19 protein-coding genes and 1 riboswitch are annotated in these 16,828 nt (G+C 46.5%); of the genes, 17 read left to right on the top strand and 2 right to left on the bottom strand.

The window, feature by feature from the left end:
* Positions 1-47: 47 nt before the first annotated feature.
* From LQ247_RS15385 to LQ247_RS15355, 7 genes are all read left to right on the top strand, one after another.
* Complete coding sequence (locus LQ247_RS15385; RefSeq protein WP_035338484.1) at positions 48-2,237, top strand: RNA ligase; 2,190 nt, start codon at positions 48-50, stop codon at positions 2,235-2,237.
* Between the two features lie 262 nt (positions 2,238-2,499).
* Complete coding sequence (locus LQ247_RS15380; RefSeq protein WP_020452015.1) at positions 2,500-2,844, top strand: hypothetical protein; 345 nt, start codon at positions 2,500-2,502, stop codon at positions 2,842-2,844.
* A 101-nt stretch (positions 2,845-2,945) separates the two neighbouring features.
* A riboswitch (FMN riboswitch) is annotated at positions 2,946-3,096 on the top strand.
* A 109-nt stretch (positions 3,097-3,205) separates the two neighbouring features.
* Positions 3,206-4,294: a bifunctional diaminohydroxyphosphoribosylaminopyrimidine deaminase/5-amino-6-(5-phosphoribosylamino)uracil reductase RibD gene (ribD, locus tag LQ247_RS15375; RefSeq protein ID WP_101561050.1), complete on the top strand. Its 1,089-nt coding sequence runs from the start codon at positions 3,206-3,208 to the stop codon at positions 4,292-4,294.
* Between the two features lie 11 nt (positions 4,295-4,305).
* Positions 4,306-4,953 carry a riboflavin synthase gene (gene ribE / locus LQ247_RS15370; RefSeq protein WP_023857491.1) on the top strand — a complete coding sequence of 216 codons (648 nt, stop codon included), beginning with the start codon at positions 4,306-4,308 and terminating at the stop codon, positions 4,951-4,953.
* A gap of 21 nt (positions 4,954-4,974) precedes the next feature.
* A complete protein-coding gene (locus LQ247_RS15365) occupies positions 4,975-6,171 on the top strand; it encodes a bifunctional 3,4-dihydroxy-2-butanone-4-phosphate synthase/GTP cyclohydrolase II (RefSeq protein WP_020452012.1) in 1,197 nt (398 codons plus the stop codon).
* A 34-nt stretch (positions 6,172-6,205) separates the two neighbouring features.
* Entirely contained in the window at positions 6,206-6,670 is a 465-nt protein-coding gene (gene ribH / locus LQ247_RS15360; RefSeq protein WP_003183115.1) for a 6,7-dimethyl-8-ribityllumazine synthase, read from the top strand.
* A 101-nt stretch (positions 6,671-6,771) separates the two neighbouring features.
* Entirely contained in the window at positions 6,772-7,146 is a 375-nt protein-coding gene (locus LQ247_RS15355) for a GNAT family N-acetyltransferase (protein WP_020452011.1), read from the top strand.
* 10 nt (positions 7,147-7,156) lie between these two features.
* Here the strand turns inward: LQ247_RS15355 and LQ247_RS15350 are convergent, their stop codons facing one another.
* Both LQ247_RS15350 and LQ247_RS15345 read right to left on the bottom strand, forming a co-directional pair.
* Positions 7,157-7,678 carry a DUF309 domain-containing protein gene (locus LQ247_RS15350; protein WP_145930208.1) on the bottom strand — a complete coding sequence of 174 codons (522 nt, stop codon included), beginning with the start codon at positions 7,676-7,678 and terminating at the stop codon, positions 7,157-7,159.
* Between the two features lie 119 nt (positions 7,679-7,797).
* Entirely contained in the window at positions 7,798-7,893 is a 96-nt protein-coding gene (locus LQ247_RS15345) for a YjcZ family sporulation protein (protein ID WP_003183108.1), read from the bottom strand.
* A 182-nt stretch (positions 7,894-8,075) separates the two neighbouring features.
* Here LQ247_RS15345 and LQ247_RS15340 point away from each other — a divergent pair, with 182 nt between their 5' ends.
* The 10 genes from LQ247_RS15340 to ccsB all read left to right on the top strand — a co-directional run bounded on the left by LQ247_RS15340 (position 8,076) and on the right by ccsB (position 16,787).
* Positions 8,076-8,831 (top strand): segregation/condensation protein A, encoded by a 756-nt coding sequence (locus LQ247_RS15340; protein ID WP_231006224.1) that lies wholly within the window; start codon positions 8,076-8,078, stop codon positions 8,829-8,831.
* Positions 8,821-9,414 carry an SMC-Scp complex subunit ScpB gene (gene scpB, locus LQ247_RS15335; RefSeq protein WP_023857488.1) on the top strand — a complete coding sequence of 198 codons (594 nt, stop codon included), beginning with the start codon at positions 8,821-8,823 and terminating at the stop codon, positions 9,412-9,414. The genes LQ247_RS15340 and scpB overlap by 11 nt, the downstream gene beginning before the upstream one ends.
* 114 nt (positions 9,415-9,528) lie before the next feature.
* The gene (locus LQ247_RS15330; protein ID WP_023857487.1) at positions 9,529-10,020 is read left to right on the top strand and encodes a YpuI family protein; all 492 of its coding nucleotides are present in this window, start codon (positions 9,529-9,531) and stop codon (positions 10,018-10,020) included.
* A 153-nt stretch (positions 10,021-10,173) separates the two neighbouring features.
* Positions 10,174-11,328 (top strand): D-alanyl-D-alanine carboxypeptidase family protein, encoded by a 1,155-nt coding sequence (locus LQ247_RS15325; protein ID WP_023857486.1) that lies wholly within the window; start codon positions 10,174-10,176, stop codon positions 11,326-11,328.
* A complete protein-coding gene (locus LQ247_RS15320) occupies positions 11,316-11,903 on the top strand; it encodes a nucleoside recognition domain-containing protein (RefSeq protein ID WP_020452005.1) in 588 nt (195 codons plus the stop codon). Before LQ247_RS15325 ends, LQ247_RS15320 begins: the two co-directional genes overlap by 13 nt.
* A 4-nt stretch (positions 11,904-11,907) precedes the next feature.
* Entirely contained in the window at positions 11,908-12,444 is a 537-nt protein-coding gene (locus tag LQ247_RS15315; protein ID WP_023857485.1) for a spore maturation protein, read from the top strand.
* Between the two features lie 159 nt (positions 12,445-12,603).
* The gene (gene rluB, locus LQ247_RS15310) at positions 12,604-13,338 is read left to right on the top strand and encodes a 23S rRNA pseudouridine(2605) synthase RluB (protein WP_020452003.1); all 735 of its coding nucleotides are present in this window, start codon (positions 12,604-12,606) and stop codon (positions 13,336-13,338) included.
* Between the two features lie 84 nt (positions 13,339-13,422).
* Complete coding sequence (resA, locus tag LQ247_RS15305) at positions 13,423-13,959, top strand: thiol-disulfide oxidoreductase ResA (RefSeq protein ID WP_023857484.1); 537 nt, start codon at positions 13,423-13,425, stop codon at positions 13,957-13,959.
* Positions 13,959-15,599 (top strand): cytochrome c biogenesis protein ResB, encoded by a 1,641-nt coding sequence (gene resB / locus LQ247_RS15300; protein WP_180806811.1) that lies wholly within the window; start codon positions 13,959-13,961, stop codon positions 15,597-15,599. The genes resA and resB overlap by 1 nt, the downstream gene beginning before the upstream one ends.
* Before the next feature lie 12 nt (positions 15,600-15,611).
* Entirely contained in the window at positions 15,612-16,787 is a 1,176-nt protein-coding gene (gene ccsB / locus LQ247_RS15295; protein WP_020452000.1) for a c-type cytochrome biogenesis protein CcsB, read from the top strand.
* Positions 16,788-16,828 lie beyond the last annotated feature (41 nt).

Genomic DNA, 16,828 nt, shown 5'->3' with positions numbered 1-16,828 from the left:
AATTTTTTTATAATAAAACTTATCAGAACTAAATAAGGAGATCAATAATGAGGACTTTGGTACTGCTTAGAGGCTGCCCTGGCACCGGAAAATCTACCTGGATCAGGGATCATCAATTGAATCAATATACACTGTCTGCTGATCAGCTGAGGCTGATCCATCAGTCACCCGTGTTAAATTTGGAAGGGAAATACGACATTTCTCAAAAAAATGACGGAAAAGTATGGAAGCTTTTGTTCACCCTCCTTGAAGAAAGGATGGAAAGGGGGGAATTCACCGTTGTTGATGCCACACATGCGAAACCAAGCATGATTTCAAGCTATAAAGCTCTCGTTTTAAAGTATCGCTACAGAGCGTATGTGGTTGATTTTTCCGATATTCCGCTTGAGACCGCTCTGTTGAGAAACCGGGAGAGGGCTGAGCATAAGCGGGTGCCCGACAGCGTGGTTCACGCCATGCACGAGCGGATTTTAACCGAACCGGCGCCTTCCTGGACAACGGTCATCAAGCCGGAAGAATTTGACGATGTGATGCAGTATAAGCCGAGGCGGCTCGACAGTTATGAAAAAATACATGTGATCGGGGATGTGCACGGCTGTTTTACGGTGCTGGATTCTTATTTGAAAGGCAGACTCGAAGATGACGAGTTATATATTTTTACAGGTGATATGCTTGATAGAGGAATAGAAAACGCAAAAGTCGTTCAATTCCTGCTCAGTATCAAAGATCGTAAAAATGTGATTTTGCTCGAAGGAAATCATGATAAATATTTGAAGCAATACGGGCATGATGAAGAAACAAGAAGCAGCGTATTCAACAAGAAGACAAAACCGGAATTAGACGAAGCAGGCTTTGACAAAAAAGATATCAGGGAACTGGCCAGGCGCTTCCACCAAATTGTCTACTTCACGTATGGAGAAGATACTTACATCATCACGCACGGAGGTATTTCCGCGCTTCCTGACAACCTTCTGCTTACAGCTACCAGCCAGCTGATCAACGGTGTCGGCGGATATGAGACAGATATCGACCATGTCTTTACGAAAAATATGGAAGGGCGGAACATCATTCAAATCCACGGGCACAGAAACATGTTCCGGCTTCCAGTGCATGCAGCCGCAAAATCATATAACCTAGAAGGGCAGGTGGAGCACGGCGGGCATTTAAGGGTTGTCACCATCGATCGGTCTGGCATTCAAACACATGAGATAAAAAATGATGTGTTTAAAACGTCCGCTCCTTCGCTTGATTCTCATCACGAACACGAGGAGCTGACAGTCGACCATTTTCTAAAGCATTTGGACGAACACGATTATGTATCTGAGCAAAAATTAGGCGGAGGCATTTCCTCTTTTAACTTTACGAGGAAGGCTTTTCAGGAGAGAAAATGGGACAGCGTCAGCATGAAGGCAAGAGGGCTGTTTATCAACAGAAACACCAAGGAAATCGTCAGCAGAAGCTACAACAAATTTTTCAACATCGATGAACGCCTGACGACGAAAATGCATGTTCTCGTTAACACGCTGCGCTTTCCGGTCACTGTTTATGATAAGGCGAATGGATTTTTGGGAACGGTCGGCTACAATTCTGAAACCGATGAGCTCGTCTTCACCTCAAAATCTTATACATCGGCAAGCGGACAAAAAGACGGCCATGCGAAATGGGTGGAAGAGCTGTTTCACAAAACGTTTGACGCATCTCAGATTGAGGATATAAAAGAATATGTAAAAACACGCAATGTTTCGTTAGTGTTTGAAGTCGTGCTGCCAGAAAAAGATCCGCACATTATCGAGTACAAATCGGATAAGCTTGTCCTTCTCGACATTGTCAAAAGACAGATGAAATATGAAAAGCTGCCGTATGAAGATGTCCTCTGTTTTGCTGAGACATTTCGCGTAGAATGTAAGCAAAAAGTCATTTCTTTTGACCAGTGGACCGATTTTTATAAATGGTACCTGTCTGTGTCAAATGACCCGTCGATTGAAGAGGAAGGATATGTGATTGAAGACTCGGCAGGATTTATGACAAAATTAAAACTGCCTTTCTATCAATATTGGAAGTTCGTGCGCGGTATCAAGCACAGACTCGGCGCGGCTGCTGGTCGCTCGCCCCATCACGAGGCCCTGTTCCATTCCGAGCATGTGAAGTTTCTCGCCTGGGCCAAAACGAAAGACAGCGAGTATCTTAAAAATCAGTCCGTTATCACCATCCGAAACGACTTTTACAGCGAAACCTAAAGCGAAGAAAACAGAACAAACGGTTTCTTGGAACATAGTTATTTAGACTCAATTTTCAAGCTTGTTTTCACACACACCCCTAAACCAGAATGTACATTCGTAGGTTATAAGTAGTATTTCGTCTGAATATGAAACGATTTCCCTTCATTTTGCGTTATACTTAAAAACCACATATTTTCCGTCTGAATCGAACATGTTTTATTTCATCATTCACAGGAAATAAACATAGGATAGTTCAGAACGTGTTCTGGAGGTTTTGATCATGGGGAAAATAAGATTCAAGCTCACGGTTCTGCTCGTTTTGGCTGCCGTACTGGCCGGAGGCTTTTATTATTTAAAAAACGGAAGCGTTCAAGATGTCTCAACGGCGCTCAGCCAAACCGTCTCATCTGAGGAAAAGAACTATACCATTTATCAATATAAGATCACCAAAATTGACGGCACTGAATACCACGGGGTATCAGATAACGGAACGAAGATCATTTTCAATGCGAAAAATCTCAACCAGGATCTGTCCGACATTAAAGAAGGAGACAAAGTAAAGGCCTACTTCTCTAATGCCAACAGAATCGACGGATTAATCAAAGTCGTCAAGGTGGCAGATTAAAAACCCTCTGTTTCTCAGAGGGTTTTTTTGTGCAAGCAGTTTTCATTGCAATTTTAATATGCGGCCGCTATAATTACGCATAAGGACAAGTAAATATCGATTGTATCCTTCGGGGCTGGGTGAAAATCCCGACCGGCGGTAATAAAGCGAGAGACAGCTTTAGAGCCCGTGACCCGCTGTGCTTCGTGCAAAGCGGTGGATTCAGTGAGAAGCTGAAGCCGACAGTGAAAGTCTGGATGGGAGAAGGATGAAGAGACTATGTGAAAAATAATGATGATGCATAGTTTTATTTCTCATGCACAAAAACAACCCCCCGGATCGACATCCGGGGTTATTTTTTTGGAAGAAGGGAGGGAAATTCATGACAGATGCGCATTATATGAATCTTGCATTGGAGCTTGCGAAGCAGGGTGAAGGTCAGACAGGAGCCAATCCGCTTGTCGGAGCCGTTGTCGTCAAAGACGGTGAAGTGGTCGGAATGGGGGCTCATTTAAAATACGGCGAAGCGCATGCAGAAGTGCACGCCATTCAAATGGCAGGCCGCCATGCGGAAGGAGCCGTCATTTATGTGACGCTTGAACCGTGCAGCCATTACGGCAAAACGCCTCCTTGCGCGGAACTGATTATCCGTTCCGGTTTGAAGCGGGTAGTCGTGGCGGCCGAAGATCCGAATCCGCTCGTTTCCGGAAGAGGAATCGGGATGCTGAGAAGTGCCGGGATCGAGGTCGAAACAGGCGTTCTCAAAGAACAGGCGGAAGAGCTGAACGAAAAGTTCATGCATTTTATGCGGACAGGCCTTCCGTATGTGACATTAAAAGCAGCTGCCAGCCTTGACGGCAAAACCGCTACCGCAACAGGCGACAGCAAATGGATTACTTCTGAAGAAGCGCGGATGGACGCTCACCAATACCGAAAAAACCACCAGAGTATTTTAGTGGGATCGGGCACAATAAAAGCAGACGACCCGAGTTTGACATGCCGTCTCCCCGGTGCAGTGAATCAGCCGGTGCGTGTCGTTCTCGATACGACGCTGTCAATCCCGCTTCAGTCAAAAGTCATTCAGGATAAAGCAGCGGCAACCTGGATTTACACGACGTCCAAGGCAGATCCCGAAAAGGTTCGGAACCTGGAAAAAGAAGGTGTACAGGTAACCGTGCTGGATGCGCATGAACTTCCGGTGCGCGACGTGCTTCTGCACCTTGCAGACCAAGGTATCGCTTCAGTCTTTGTCGAAGGTGGTGCGACGGTTCACGCAAGCTTCGTCAAAGAAGGACTCTATCAGCAAATGATCTTCTATCTTGCCCCTAAATTAATCGGAGGGCTGCAATCTCCCAGCATCCTCTCCGGTGAAGGCTTTCAATCGATGAAAGATGTCCCCTTACTGCATTTCACAACCATTACCAAAATCGGCCAGGATATAAAGCTGGCGGCAAAACCGATAAAAAAATAAGGCGGTGGCATATGTTTACAGGCATCATTGAAGAAGTCGGAATGATTTTGGACATGAAAAAGGCGGGAAGCGCCATGTCTTTAGTCATCCAATCCAACAAAGTGACCGAGGATGTGAAGCTTGGCGACAGCATTGCTGTCAACGGAGTCTGCCTGACCGTAAATGAGTTCGGTTCCGGCAGTTTCACGGCGGATGTCATGCTTGAAACCCTGAAAGCAACATCACTCGGCACATTAAAAAAAGGAAGCCGCGTCAATCTTGAACGGGCGATGGCGGCAAATGGCCGCTTCGGCGGGCATATGGTGTCGGGGCATGTCGACGGCACCGCGTCTATCGTGCGCATAGAAAAAGCGGCTAACGCCGTATACTATGATTTAAAACTTGACCCTTCACTGGCCAAAATGCTTGTGTTAAAAGGTTCGATCGCCGTAGACGGCGTCAGCCTCACCATTTTTGGACTGACGGAAGATCAAGTAACAGTCTCGCTTATCCCGCACACATTGGATGAAACGATTTTTTCGGAAAAAAAGCCCGGAAGCATCGTCAACATCGAGTGCGATATGATCGGCAAATACATTTACCGGTTTCTCCACCAAGCAAAACAAGACAAACAGGCAAAGCCATTGACTGAATCGTTTTTTAAAGAAAACGGGTTTTAAATGAAAGGAGGCCGCGCGCCTATGTTTCACACAATTGAAGAAGCGATACGCGATTTGAAGCAAGGAAAAGTCATCATCGTGGTCGATGACGAGGACAGGGAAAACGAAGGCGATTTCGTTGCGCTGGCAGAATACGCAACACCTGAAGTGATCAACTTTATGGCTTCGCACGGAAGGGGTTTGATCTGCGCGCCGCTTAATGAAGAGATCGCTTCACGGCTTGACCTCCATCCGATGGTGGACGAAAATACCGATTCTCATCACACGGCATTTACGGTCAGTGTGGATCACCGCGATACAAAGACGGGGATCAGCGCTCAAGAGCGGTCGTTGACCGTCATGTCGCTGATTGATGATCACGCGCTTCCGGGCGATTTTAAAAGACCGGGGCACATTTTCCCCTTGATTGCGAAAACAGGCGGCGTTTTAAAAAGAGCCGGACATACGGAGGCGGCCGTTGACCTTGCGGAGGCGTGCGGTTCCGCGCCGGCCGGCGTCATCTGCGAAATCATGAATGAAGACGGCACGATGGCAAGGGTGCCTGAACTCAAAAAAATAGCCGACCAGCACGACTTGAAAATGATTACGATTAAAGATTTGATCGAATACCGCTACAGCAAGGGAACGCTGATCAACCGAGAAGTGAAGATTACGCTGCCTTCCGAATTCGGCACATTCAAGGTTTACGGCTATACAAACGAAATCGATGACAAGGAACATATAGCACTCGTCAAAGGCGATATACCTTTTGGAGACGAGCCTGTCCTTGTCCGCGTACACTCAGAATGCCTGACGGGCGATGTTTTCGGCTCTTACCGCTGCGACTGCGGCCCGCAGCTTGCTGCCGCACTCGCGCAAATCGAACAAGCGGGCCGGGGCGTGCTCCTTTATTTGAGACAGGAAGGAAGAGGAATCGGCTTAATCAATAAACTGAAAGCTTATAAACTGCAGGAAGAAGGATATGACACCGTGCAGGCTAATGAAAAGCTCGGTTTTCTCCCAGATCTTCGCAACTACGGGATCGGCGCCCAAATTTTAAGAGACCTCGGCGTGAAACAAATGAAGCTGCTGACGAACAATCCGCGAAAGATTGCCGGTCTCGAAGGCTACGGACTGACGATCGCAGACAGGGTGCCGCTGCAGATGGAGACAAAAAAAGACAATGAAAAGTACTTAAAAACGAAAAAATCAAAATTGGGGCATATGCTTCATTTTTAAACTAAAATCAATCACAAAAAAGGACGGGATTCATATGAATAAAATAGAAGGTCATGTAATTGGAACAGATTTGAAAATTGGGATCGTTGTGTCAAGGTTCAACGATTTTATTACAAGCAAACTTCTAAGCGGTGCAGAAGATACGCTGTTGAGACATGGGGTCAAAGCTGATGATATTGATGTCGCCTGGGTTCCCGGCGCATTCGAGATTCCGCTGATCGCCAAAAAAATGGCTGAAACGAAAAAATACGACGCCGTGATTACACTGGGCACGGTCATCAGAGGAGCGACAAGCCACTATGACTATGTCTGCAATGAAGCGGCAAAGGGGATTGCGGCGAGCAGCATGTCAACAGGCGTTCCGGTGATCTTCGGCGTATTGACGACAGACACGATCGAGCAGGCGGTAGAACGCGCCGGAACAAAAGCCGGAAATAAAGGTGCAGAAGCTGCCGCGGCAGCGATTGAAATGGCGAACCTGACCCGGTCGCTTCAATAATTACCGAAAAAGAGTTTAAAAAGGTTATAAAAATGTTTATAATGTGATGTGAAGCGACTAGCCTTCGTTAGATCCACATTTTGATATATTGAGGGGTATTTATGTTAATTCGTTATAAAAAGTCATTCGAAAAGATTGCGATGGGGCTCCTTTCGTTTATGCCGAATGAGAAGGACGTCAAGCAGCTTCAGCAGACAATTAAAGACTATGAAACGGACACTGAAAGGCAGCTGTTCCTATGGAAAGAAGGCGAGGATATTGTCGGCTGTGTAGGAGTAGAGAAAAGAGAAGAAGAAGTCGAGATCAAGCATATCAGTGTAAACCCGTCTCACCGTCATCAAGGAATCGGCAAAAAAATGGTGTCGGCCATTTCGCAAATGTTTGCACCTAAACCGCTGGTTCCGAATGAATTAACTAAAGGATTCTTTGAGCGCTGTCAGGATCACGAAAATGAAGACATCACATATAACCAATGAGCAGAGGCTTCTAGCCTCTGCTCTTTTTTCGCCGTTCGATTTGTTTTTTCCTCTCGGCAACCACTTCAGTCCGGTCTCTCAGCAGGTGTTTATCAATGATGAAGGTGTCGGGTGGATCGTTTGCTCCCCACTCATACGACTTTTTTTCACATTGTTTCCGGCATGCTTTGATCAAAGATTCATCTGTGATCGGAAGCATGATGCTTTCATAAGGAGAATGGGCTTTGATTTTTTGGTAAGTCTTCCTTAACAGCTTGATGAAGCGGCTGTAATCTAATCCGAGTGATTCGACTGCGTCTTTTTCGGACACCAGGATGCGGATGCTGTTCGCCATTAATCTCTCTGCACCGGCAAAATTGTTTCTCCGCTGATGATAGAGTGCGACTGCCAGCTGAATCAATCCAACCCAGTATAATTTCCGCTCGCCGGGATTGTCCTTTTTCCAATGGTCTTCTAAAATTTCGTGGCATTCAAAATAATCCCTTGACCCGTGGAATTCGGCCAGGTAATCGATATAAGCTTGGGGATACATCTGACATCCTCCTTTAAGTTTCCGTTAAAGTGTATCATAAGAACGGAACGGAGGAAAAATGGAGATATATCCAGGCTATGAAAAAAGCGCCCGGGTAACGGACGCTTCTCATTTTTATGTTAATAGATCCATGCCGCTCCTACAATAATCAACAAAATAAACAGAACGACAATCAAAGCAAATCCTCCGCCGTAGCCGAAGCCTTTACCTCCCATGTTGTTCCCTCCTCAGGTTTAAGATTTTACACAGTATTCTATGCAGCATACGCTCAAATCGTATAGGCGAATGCCAAAGCTTCTTAAATTATATTGGACTTCATGCAGACGCGTAATTTATACTAAAGGGTAGCCAGTTTTAGCCGGCTTAGAAGCGATTTTGAAAATGGTGAGAAATGAACATGGAATATCAGGTGAAAATCGAGGCGTTTGAAGGGCCGCTGGATCTGCTGCTGCACTTAATCAACCGCCTTGAAATAGACATTTATGACATACCTGTTGCGAAGATAACCGAGCAGTATTTATTATATGTGCATACGATGCGCGAACTTGAGCTCGACGTGGCCAGTGAATATTTGGTGATGGCTGCGACCCTTCTCAGCATTAAAAGCCGAATGCTCCTTCCAAAGCAGGAAGAGGAGCTGTTTGACGAAGAGTTTCTCGAGGAGGAAGAGGACCCGAGAGGAGAATTGATTGAAAAATTAATAGAGTACAGAAAATACAAAAGTGCCGCGCAAAATTTGAAGGAGCGCGAGGAAGAGCGGCAAAAAGCATTCGCGAAGCCGCCGAGCGATTTAAGCGACTATGCCAAGGAAATCAAACTCAGCGAGCAAAAGCTGTCCGTCACCGTTTACGACATGCTCGGGGCGTTTCAAAAGGTGCTGAACCGCAAAAAAATCAGCCGGCCGTCTGAAACTAGAATTTCAAGACAGGAAATACCGATAGAAGAACGAATGACGCAAATCGTCGATTGTTTGAAATCGTCCCGTCAAAGGATGCATTTTATGGAACTGTTCCCATACGAACAGAAAGAGCATCTTGTTGTGACGTTTTTGGCGATTTTGGAGCTGATGAAAAACCAGCTGATCATCATTGAGCAGGAACACAACTTTTCAGACATTTACATAACAGGGAGTGAAGCGATTCATGACGCTTGATATCGTGAATTGGAAAGCCATTGTCGAAGCGCTTTTGTATGCCGCCGGCGACGAGGGCCTGACAAAAAAACAGCTATTATCCGTTTTGGAGATCGATGAAGCCGAGCTTCAGGATATTATGCTTGATGTCAAAGAAACCTATGAAAAAGAAGACAGGGGCATCGAGCTTGTCGAGTACGCGGATACGTACATGCTTTCGACCAAAAAAGAATTCGCCGTCTATTTGAAAAAGCTGATTGAAGCCCCTTCAAAAGGGCTTTCTCAGGCTGCCCTCGAAGTTTTGGCCATCGTTTCATATAAGCAGCCGATTACGAGAGCGGAAGTCGAGGAGATCAGAGGGGTCAAATCTGAACGGATTCTCCAGAGCCTTGTCGCAAAAGCGCTGTTGTGCGAAGTAGGCCGGGCGGACGGACCGGGCAGGGCAATCTTGTACGGTACAACCGAAACATTTCTTGAACAATTCGGCTTAAAAACGCTTGAAGAGCTTCCGCCGCTGCCCGAAAATGTAGAAGAAGACGGGGTTCAGGAAGAAGCCGATCTGTTCTTTGAGAACTTTAACCAGACGTTCGAAGATTTAAAATAGACTCACCTTAAGGACCGAAGTATGATAATATATATTATCGTATTTTTTATGTTTAATTTCATGCATGAAAGAATACGATTGTAACAAAGCGATGAGGAGAGGGTGCCGACACCAATGGGAAAATCTATGGCAAGAGCCCAAACCGAGCAGGCAGGCGAATTTTTAGCACAGACCGTTCAGACGCTGAGCGATTATTTAAACGAAACGACGCTCTCATCCCTTGAAGCCGAAGAGCCCGGGAGCAGAGATTATTATCGCGATGTCCTCAGTAACTTGAGAAAACTGGCGGTTTACTGTGAAGAAGGGCTTCTGGCTTGCCGAATCAGGCTGAAGCAGGTTCCTTTTCAGGACGCTGCCGCCGAAAGGACGCTCTATCAGATCTATCATCGATGCATAGAAGAATTTTTTACACCGAAAAAAGATACTTGGTACGAAGACAGCAGAGCGGCCTACACGGGAAAAAACGCCATTTGCTTTCACGAACCAGCGCCGGCCTCATTAAAAAATTTGATGGCTTCGCTTGAAACAGAATATCAATCGATGAGAGAAGAATTGGAATACTATGCGACTGACTATCGGATGAAGATGGTTCAGCCGAGATCATAGCTTAAATGAACCGTGTGCCGGAACTCCCCCTTTCATGAAAGGGGGAGTTTTAATGTTGCTTGAGATTTTTCTCGGGGAATCATCCAATTGGTGTTCATAACGGAAAGACAAGCGCATAAACTTGTACAAACAACCACAAGGACGTGAGAAAAAATGCGCTTTTTTCTAAAACAGGCTGCAGCAGCCATCATCATATGCTCTCTTTTATGCTCTTCATACCAAATCGCTGAAGCACAGCCTTCCCTTCATGTCAGCGCAAGAAGCGCGATTGTCATGGACGGGCAATCCGGACGGGTATTGTTTGCGAAGGATGAGCATGAAAAACGGCGCATTGCAAGCATTACGAAGATTATGACAGCCATTTTGGCCGTGGAATCGGGCAAATTGGATGAGACAGTCACGGTCAGCGACAGGGCGGTCAAAACGGAGGGATCATCAATCTATTTGACAAGCGGGCAAAAGGTGAAGCTGAAGGACCTTGTTTACGGTTTGATGCTGAGATCGGGAAATGACGCAGCCGTTGCGATTGCTGAGCATGTGGGCGGAAGCCTGGAAGGGTTTGTCTACATGATGAATCAAAAAGCGGCCGACCTCGGCATGGAAAACACCCTGTTCCGCAATCCGCACGGACTCGATGATCACCCTGACCACTATTCCTCGGCCTATGATATGGCGCTTTTGACGAAATATGCGATGACAAACGAAACGTACCAAAAAATCGCCGGAACGAAGCGCTATAAGGCAGAAACGATGCAAGGCATCTGGAGAAATAAAAACAAGCTTTTAACAGGGCTTTACGAATACAGTACAGGCGGGAAGACGGGATATACCAAGCTGGCGAAGCGCACGCTCGTCTCCACTTCATCGAAAGACGGAACCGATTTGATCGCCGTCACCATCAATGCCCCTGACGACTGGAATGATCATATGAACATGTTCAACTATGTATACGGCCACTACAAAACATATATCATCGCCAAAAAAGGCGAGGTTCCGAAATTAAAAGACTCTTTTTACGGGAATAAAGCTTTTATTAAACGGGATGTCACATATTTGTTAAACGAAGATGAAAAAGAAGACGTGAAGGTTGACATCGAGCTTCTTAAACCGAAAAAATCGTGGCGTAAAAACAAAAAAGAAATCCCGGACATCATCGGGGAAATGAACGTCATGTTCAACGGAAAAACGATTGCAAGTGTACCGATCTATTATGAAAACGAACGCAACAAAAAGCCGAAAAAATCGTTTTTCGAGACCTTTCAATCCGTATTCCAAAAAGCGGCAGGCGGTTCATCATGGTCAATATAATCTGGGTCGGCTTAACGGTGATCGGTCTGGTGTTTGCGCTTTTCAACGGAACGGTTCAGGAAGTCAATGAGGCCGTATTTAAAGGTTCGAAGGAAGCTGTCACGATTTCGATCGGCCTGATGAGCGTCCTTGTTTTTTGGCTGGGGCTGATGAAAATCGCCGAACAATCCGGGCTTCTCGAAAAATTCAGCAGGTTGTGCCGGCCGTTCATTTCAAAGCTGTTTCCCGAGATCCCTCCGGATCATCCGGCGATGGGGTATATTTTATCCAATTTAATGGCCAACTTTTTCGGATTGGGCAATGCGGCGACACCGCTCGGCATTAAAGCAATGGAACAGATGAAGGCGCTCAACCGGAACCGCAGGGAAGCGAGCCGCTCAATGATCACCTTTCTGGCGGTCAATACGTCAAGCATTACCTTGATTCCGACGACCGTCATCGCGGTCAGGATGACATATGATGCAAAGGCGCCGACAGACATCGTCGGGCCGACCATTTTGGCGACTTTAATATCGGGAATCTTTGCGATCTTCATCGACCGATACTTTTATTATAGAAGAAAAAAGAAGGGGTGAGCATTTGGAATTCATCAATTGGCTTTCTCTGGCCCTTATCCCGTTTATCATCGCCACGATTCTGCTGTATGGTACATTCAAAAAAGTCCCGACTTATGAAGCGTTTGTTGAGGGAGGGAAGGAAGGAATCCAAATTGCGTTTTCCATTATCCCTTATTTGGTCGGTATGCTTGTAGCGATCACCGTTTTCCGTGCTTCAGGGGCGCTCGATTTTTTTATGAATCTTTTAAAGCCGGTATTTTCCGCCGTGGGAATTCCGACGGAAGTGGTTCCGCTGGCTCTGATCCGGCCGATTTCGGGAACGGCGGCGCTCGGCATGACGACCGATTTAATCGCAGTTTACGGACCCGATTCGTTCATCGGCCGGCTGGCCTCTGTCATGCAGGGATCGACAGACACGACGCTGTATGTTTTGACTGTCTATTTCGGCGCGGTCGGAATCAAGAAAATGGGGGATGCTTTAAAAGTGGGACTGCTTGCTGATTTAGCGGGGATTATCGCGTCTGTGATTATTGTAACATTGCTGTTTGGAAGCGCCTGATCAACAGGCGCTTTTTTGCTTTTTTAGCCAAAACTGTTTTACTTTTGACGTGAGAAAGGATACATTTAAGGGCGGAGTGCTTCTTTCCTAAGGAAGAAGGCGCCCGCAAACTTGTTTGTTGGTCTGGAAAAAAGTAAGATAATACATGAGGTGAAAGATATGGAACGACTTCAAAAAGTAATCGCCCACGCCGGTATTGCATCAAGGCGAAAGGCGGAGGAACTTATAAAAGAAGGGAAAGTCACGGTCAACGGCAAAACCGTCAGAGAGCTCGGCGTTAAAGTATCAAGCTCAGACCGGATCGAGGTAAACGGCGTCCAGCTTGAAAGCGAAGAACCCGTTTATTTTCTCCTGTATAAACCGAGAGGGGTTATATCAGCGGTTAAAGACGATAAAGGCCGGAAAGTTGTGACCGACTTTTTCACAGAGGTGGAGGAGCGGATTTATCCGATCGGAAGGCTTGATTATGATACAAGCGGCCTCTTATTGTTAACGAATGACGGGGACTTCGCCAATAAATTGATGCACCCGAAATACGAAATTAATAAAACGTATGTGGCAAAGCTGAAAGGCATTCCTTTAAAGGAGAATTTAAAAAAACTTGAGCGGGGCGTACGCCTTGAGGAAGGAAAGACAGCTCCGGCAAAAGTGAAGCTTTTGTCACTCGATAAGAAAAAGCAGACCAGCATCGTCCAAATCACAATCCATGAAGGGCGAAACCGTCAGGTCAGGAGAATGTTTGAAGCCATCGGACACGAAGTGCTCAAGCTGAAAAGGGAAGAGTACGCTTTTTTGAACCTGGCGGGCTTGAAAACCGGGGAAAAAAGAGAGCTCACGCCTCATGAAGTGAAAAGGCTCAGGGCATTGGCTGAACACGGTAAAGCGGCTTTCTAAATTTTCACACAACCTTCAAAAAAGGCAAATGGCAGGCAGTCATGAGATGATATAATGATACTGAATGTCTAAATGAGGGGGCGGATTATGAAAAAAAAGCGTTTTTACATTCGGACAGGCATCCTCCTTGTGCTGCTTGCAGCGCTTGGCTACACGCTGTACAGCGCCGTGTTTCAAAAGACGGAGAGTGTGGCGGTGGGGGAAAAAGCTCCCAATTTTTCGCTGGAGGATGTTGACGGCAACCGTCTCAAACTGGACGATCTAAAAGGCAAAGGGGTATTTTTAAACTTTTGGGGAACATGGTGCGAACCATGCAAAAGAGAATTTCCTTACATGGCGAATCAATATAAAGTGTTTAAGGATCAAGGGGTTGAAATCGTCGCCGTCAATGTCGGCGAATCAAACCTTGCCGTCCGAAACTTTATGAAAGACTACGGCGTCAATTTTCCGGTTGTGCTTGATAAAGACAGGCAGGTTCTGAACGCATACGATGTCACACCGCTGCCGACCACGTTTTTGATCAATCCTGACGGAGAGATTGTCAAAGTCGTGTCTGGCACGATGACAGAACGAATGATCCATGATTATATGAATATGATCAAACCAGAGGGATCGTCATGATGAAAGAAATCAAATGCGAATGCGGCCATGTGAATCCGACGGGCACCGTTTTGTGTGAATCGTGCGGAAAGCCGCTCGTCAAACAGGATGCCAAACTCCTTGACATGCGGTATGACGGAAGTGCGAGACGCTCTCAAACATATAACAAAACAATCGTAGATAAAATATGGAATTTCTTTTCGTCTGTAAAGGTCGGCGTCTGGCTGATCGTCATTACGCTGACAGCATCTGCTTTTGGAACGATTTTCCCGCAGGAAATGTTCCTGCCGCCGGGTGCGCAGGCTGATACATACTACAGCGAACAATACGGGCTTCTCGGACAAATCTATTATACTCTCGGTTTCCACAATCTTTACGGTTCATGGTGGTTTATTGTTCTGGTTGCTTCAATCGGCATATCGCTTGTGATCTGCAGCCTTGACAGGGTCGTTCCTTTGTACAGGGCGCTGAAAAATCAGGGCGTCACGAGAAATCCGAACTTTATGGAGAGGCAGCGCCTTTTCAGCCGGACAGAAGCGGACATGTCTGAAGACACCAGATCACAAATCGTCGGTAAACTGAAGAAAAAACGATACCGAGTCAAAGAAGAAAACGGAAACCTGTTTGCGGAAAAAGGCCGTTTTTCAAGGTGGGGCCCATATGTGAACCATATCGGGCTAATCATATTCCTCATCGGTGTCATGCTCAGATTTGTTCCGGGCATGTATGTCGACGAAACCCTTTGGATCAGGGAAGGAGAGACCGTGCCCATCCCGGGAACTGACGGCCATTACTACTTGAAAAACAACCGGTTTACAAAAGAAATGTACGACAGTGAAAAAGAAAAAGAAGTATTTTCAGAGGCGATTACTAAAGCAGGTGACGGTACTGTCGCAAAAACATATCAAACCGATGTTGAACTATATGAAAGAAAAAATGACAGCCTCCCGGGTGAAGCGCCTGAATTGAAGAAAGTGAAAAGCGGCAAGATCAGGGTCAATGACCCGCTGAAATTCGGTTCATATGCACTCTATCAGCTGACTTACAAGGAAGGCGAGCTCGACAAAATGGTCTTTCAGCTGATTGAAAAAGACAGCGGGAAATCTTTCGGCAAAGTGGCAATCAACCTCTTGGAGCCGAAGCCGGAATATGATCTTGGCAACGGTTACAAAGTTCATATTGCAAGCTACCTGCCGGACTTTTATTTTAACAAAGACGGGGAGCCGAGCACGCAAACGAGGAATCCGAACAATCCGGCTTTTGTATTCCAGATCACCGCCCCGGATAAGCCTAAAGGAGAAAAGAGTTTCGTTGCGATTCAGGAAACAATCGAAGGTTCTGACGACAATAAATACAAAATGAAGTTTGACCACGTCGAAACGAAAAATCTCTCAGGCCTTACCATTAGAAAAGATTTGACTTTGTGGGTGCTCATGGTCGGCGGCGCCATCTTTATGATCGGCGTCATCCAGGGGATGTACTGGCACCACAGAAGGATCTGGCTCAGAACGCTGGACGGGCATGTGCTCGTCGCCGGACATACGAATAAAAACTGGTACGGGCTGAAACAGGACTTGAAGGCCGTACTTGAGGATACGGGGATATCCGAACCGGCCGATCAAAAAGAACTGTCAAAGGAAAAAAATAAACGGCCAGCATAGGGAGGGGTTTTCATGGCAGAGTTAAGCGGCAATTTATTGTACGCGGCATTTCTCTTGTATCTCTCAGCGGTCTTCTTTTTTGGCGGCTCCATCAGGAGCAAGGCTTCAGACCGGAAGAAGAAGAACCGCTGGGCGTCGATCGCAGTGTTGATCACGATCATCGGATTTGTATGCCAGTTTGGATATTTTATTGCGAGATGGATCGTTTCCGGACACGCACCGGTCAGCAATCTTTTCGAATTTACAACTGCTTTCAGCATGATGCTCGTTCTGGCGTTCATCATCATCTACTTTATTTACAAGCTGTCTGCTTTGGGGCTGTTTACACTGCCCGTTGTCCTGCTGTTAATCGCATATGCCAGCATGTTTCCGACCGATATCACACCGCTGATTCCGTCGCTTCAAAGCAACTGGCTTTATATTCATGTTACGACTGCAGCTCTCGGCCAGGCGATTCTCGCCATCAGCTTTGTCGCCGGCGTGATCTTTCTGCTCAAGCATGTGGATCAGTCACAGCCTGGCAAAAAAACGTTCTGGCTCGAATTTGTCATGTTTATGCTTGTGACAACGCTCGCGTTTATCCTTGTCACGACCTCATTCCGCATTGGGGGCTATGAAGCGCAGTTCAAGTGGATTGATAAAGACAACCAGGAAGACGTCATGATTTACGAGCTTCCCGCTCTGATCGGGCCGAACAAAGGCGAACTTTTAACAGAGGAGAGAATGGAGCCGCTTGTCAATGTGCCGCCTATTTTTTCAGGCCGGAAGCTGAATACGGTTCTCTGGTCGTTTGGAACCGGCGCATTGCTTTACGGTGTCATCAGGCTGATCATTAGAAAACGCATCAGTCAGCTTCTTCAGCCGCTCGTGAAAAATGTGAACCTTGACCTTGTCGATGAAATCGGCTATCGATCCGTTTCGATCGGCTTTCCGGTTTTTACGCTTGGCGCGCTTATTTTCGCGATGATATGGGCACAGCTGGCATGGAGCAGATTCTGGGGCTGGGATCCGAAAGAAGTCTGGGCGCTGATTACATTTTTGTTTTATGCAGCTTATCTGCATCTCAGGCTTTCAAGAGGCTGGCACGGCGAAAAATCGGCGTGGCTTGCCGTTATCGGTTTTGCCATTATTATGTTTAATCTTATTTTTGTAAACCTTGTCATCGCTGGACTTCACTCTTATGCATGATCCGTGCGGTGCAGGAAGGTCCGGGCTTTTCGCCGGGCCTT

The sequence above is a fragment of the Bacillus sp. BS3(2021) genome, assembly GCF_021043345.1.
Classification (GTDB): Bacteria; Bacillota; Bacilli; order Bacillales; family Bacillaceae; genus Bacillus; species Bacillus paralicheniformis.
Note: the sequence above shows the minus strand (reverse complement) of the source record. Positions and strands in the feature narration are given on the sequence as shown.

Bases quoted from the DNA above. Each gene is read 5' to 3' on its own strand.
- LQ247_RS15385 (WP_035338484.1), top strand. From the start codon at position 48: ATGAGGACTTTGGTACTGCTTAGAGGCTGCCCTGGCACCGGAAAATCT.
- LQ247_RS15380 (WP_020452015.1), top strand. From the start codon at position 2,500: ATGGGGAAAATAAGATTCAAGCTCACGGTTCTGCTCGTTTTGGCTGCC.
- ribD (WP_101561050.1), top strand. From the start codon at position 3,206: ATGACAGATGCGCATTATATGAATCTTGCATTGGAGCTTGCGAAGCAG.
- ribE (WP_023857491.1), top strand. From the start codon at position 4,306: ATGTTTACAGGCATCATTGAAGAAGTCGGAATGATTTTGGACATGAAA.
- LQ247_RS15365 (WP_020452012.1), top strand. From the start codon at position 4,975: ATGTTTCACACAATTGAAGAAGCGATACGCGATTTGAAGCAAGGAAAA.
- ribH (WP_003183115.1), top strand. From the start codon at position 6,206: ATGAATAAAATAGAAGGTCATGTAATTGGAACAGATTTGAAAATTGGG.
- LQ247_RS15355 (WP_020452011.1), top strand. From the start codon at position 6,772: ATGTTAATTCGTTATAAAAAGTCATTCGAAAAGATTGCGATGGGGCTC.
- LQ247_RS15350 (WP_145930208.1), bottom strand. From the start codon at position 7,678: ATGTATCCCCAAGCTTATATCGATTACCTGGCCGAATTCCACGGGTCA.
- LQ247_RS15345 (WP_003183108.1), bottom strand. From the start codon at position 7,893: ATGGGAGGTAAAGGCTTCGGCTACGGCGGAGGATTTGCTTTGATTGTC.
- LQ247_RS15340 (WP_231006224.1), top strand. From the start codon at position 8,076: ATGGAATATCAGGTGAAAATCGAGGCGTTTGAAGGGCCGCTGGATCTG.
- scpB (WP_023857488.1), top strand. From the start codon at position 8,821: ATGACGCTTGATATCGTGAATTGGAAAGCCATTGTCGAAGCGCTTTTG.
- LQ247_RS15330 (WP_023857487.1), top strand. From the start codon at position 9,529: ATGGGAAAATCTATGGCAAGAGCCCAAACCGAGCAGGCAGGCGAATTT.
- LQ247_RS15325 (WP_023857486.1), top strand. From the start codon at position 10,174: ATGCGCTTTTTTCTAAAACAGGCTGCAGCAGCCATCATCATATGCTCT.
- LQ247_RS15320 (WP_020452005.1), top strand. From the start codon at position 11,316: ATGGTCAATATAATCTGGGTCGGCTTAACGGTGATCGGTCTGGTGTTT.
- rluB (WP_020452003.1), top strand. From the start codon at position 12,604: ATGGAACGACTTCAAAAAGTAATCGCCCACGCCGGTATTGCATCAAGG.
- resB (WP_180806811.1), top strand. From the start codon at position 13,959: ATGAAAGAAATCAAATGCGAATGCGGCCATGTGAATCCGACGGGCACC.
- ccsB (WP_020452000.1), top strand. From the start codon at position 15,612: ATGGCAGAGTTAAGCGGCAATTTATTGTACGCGGCATTTCTCTTGTAT.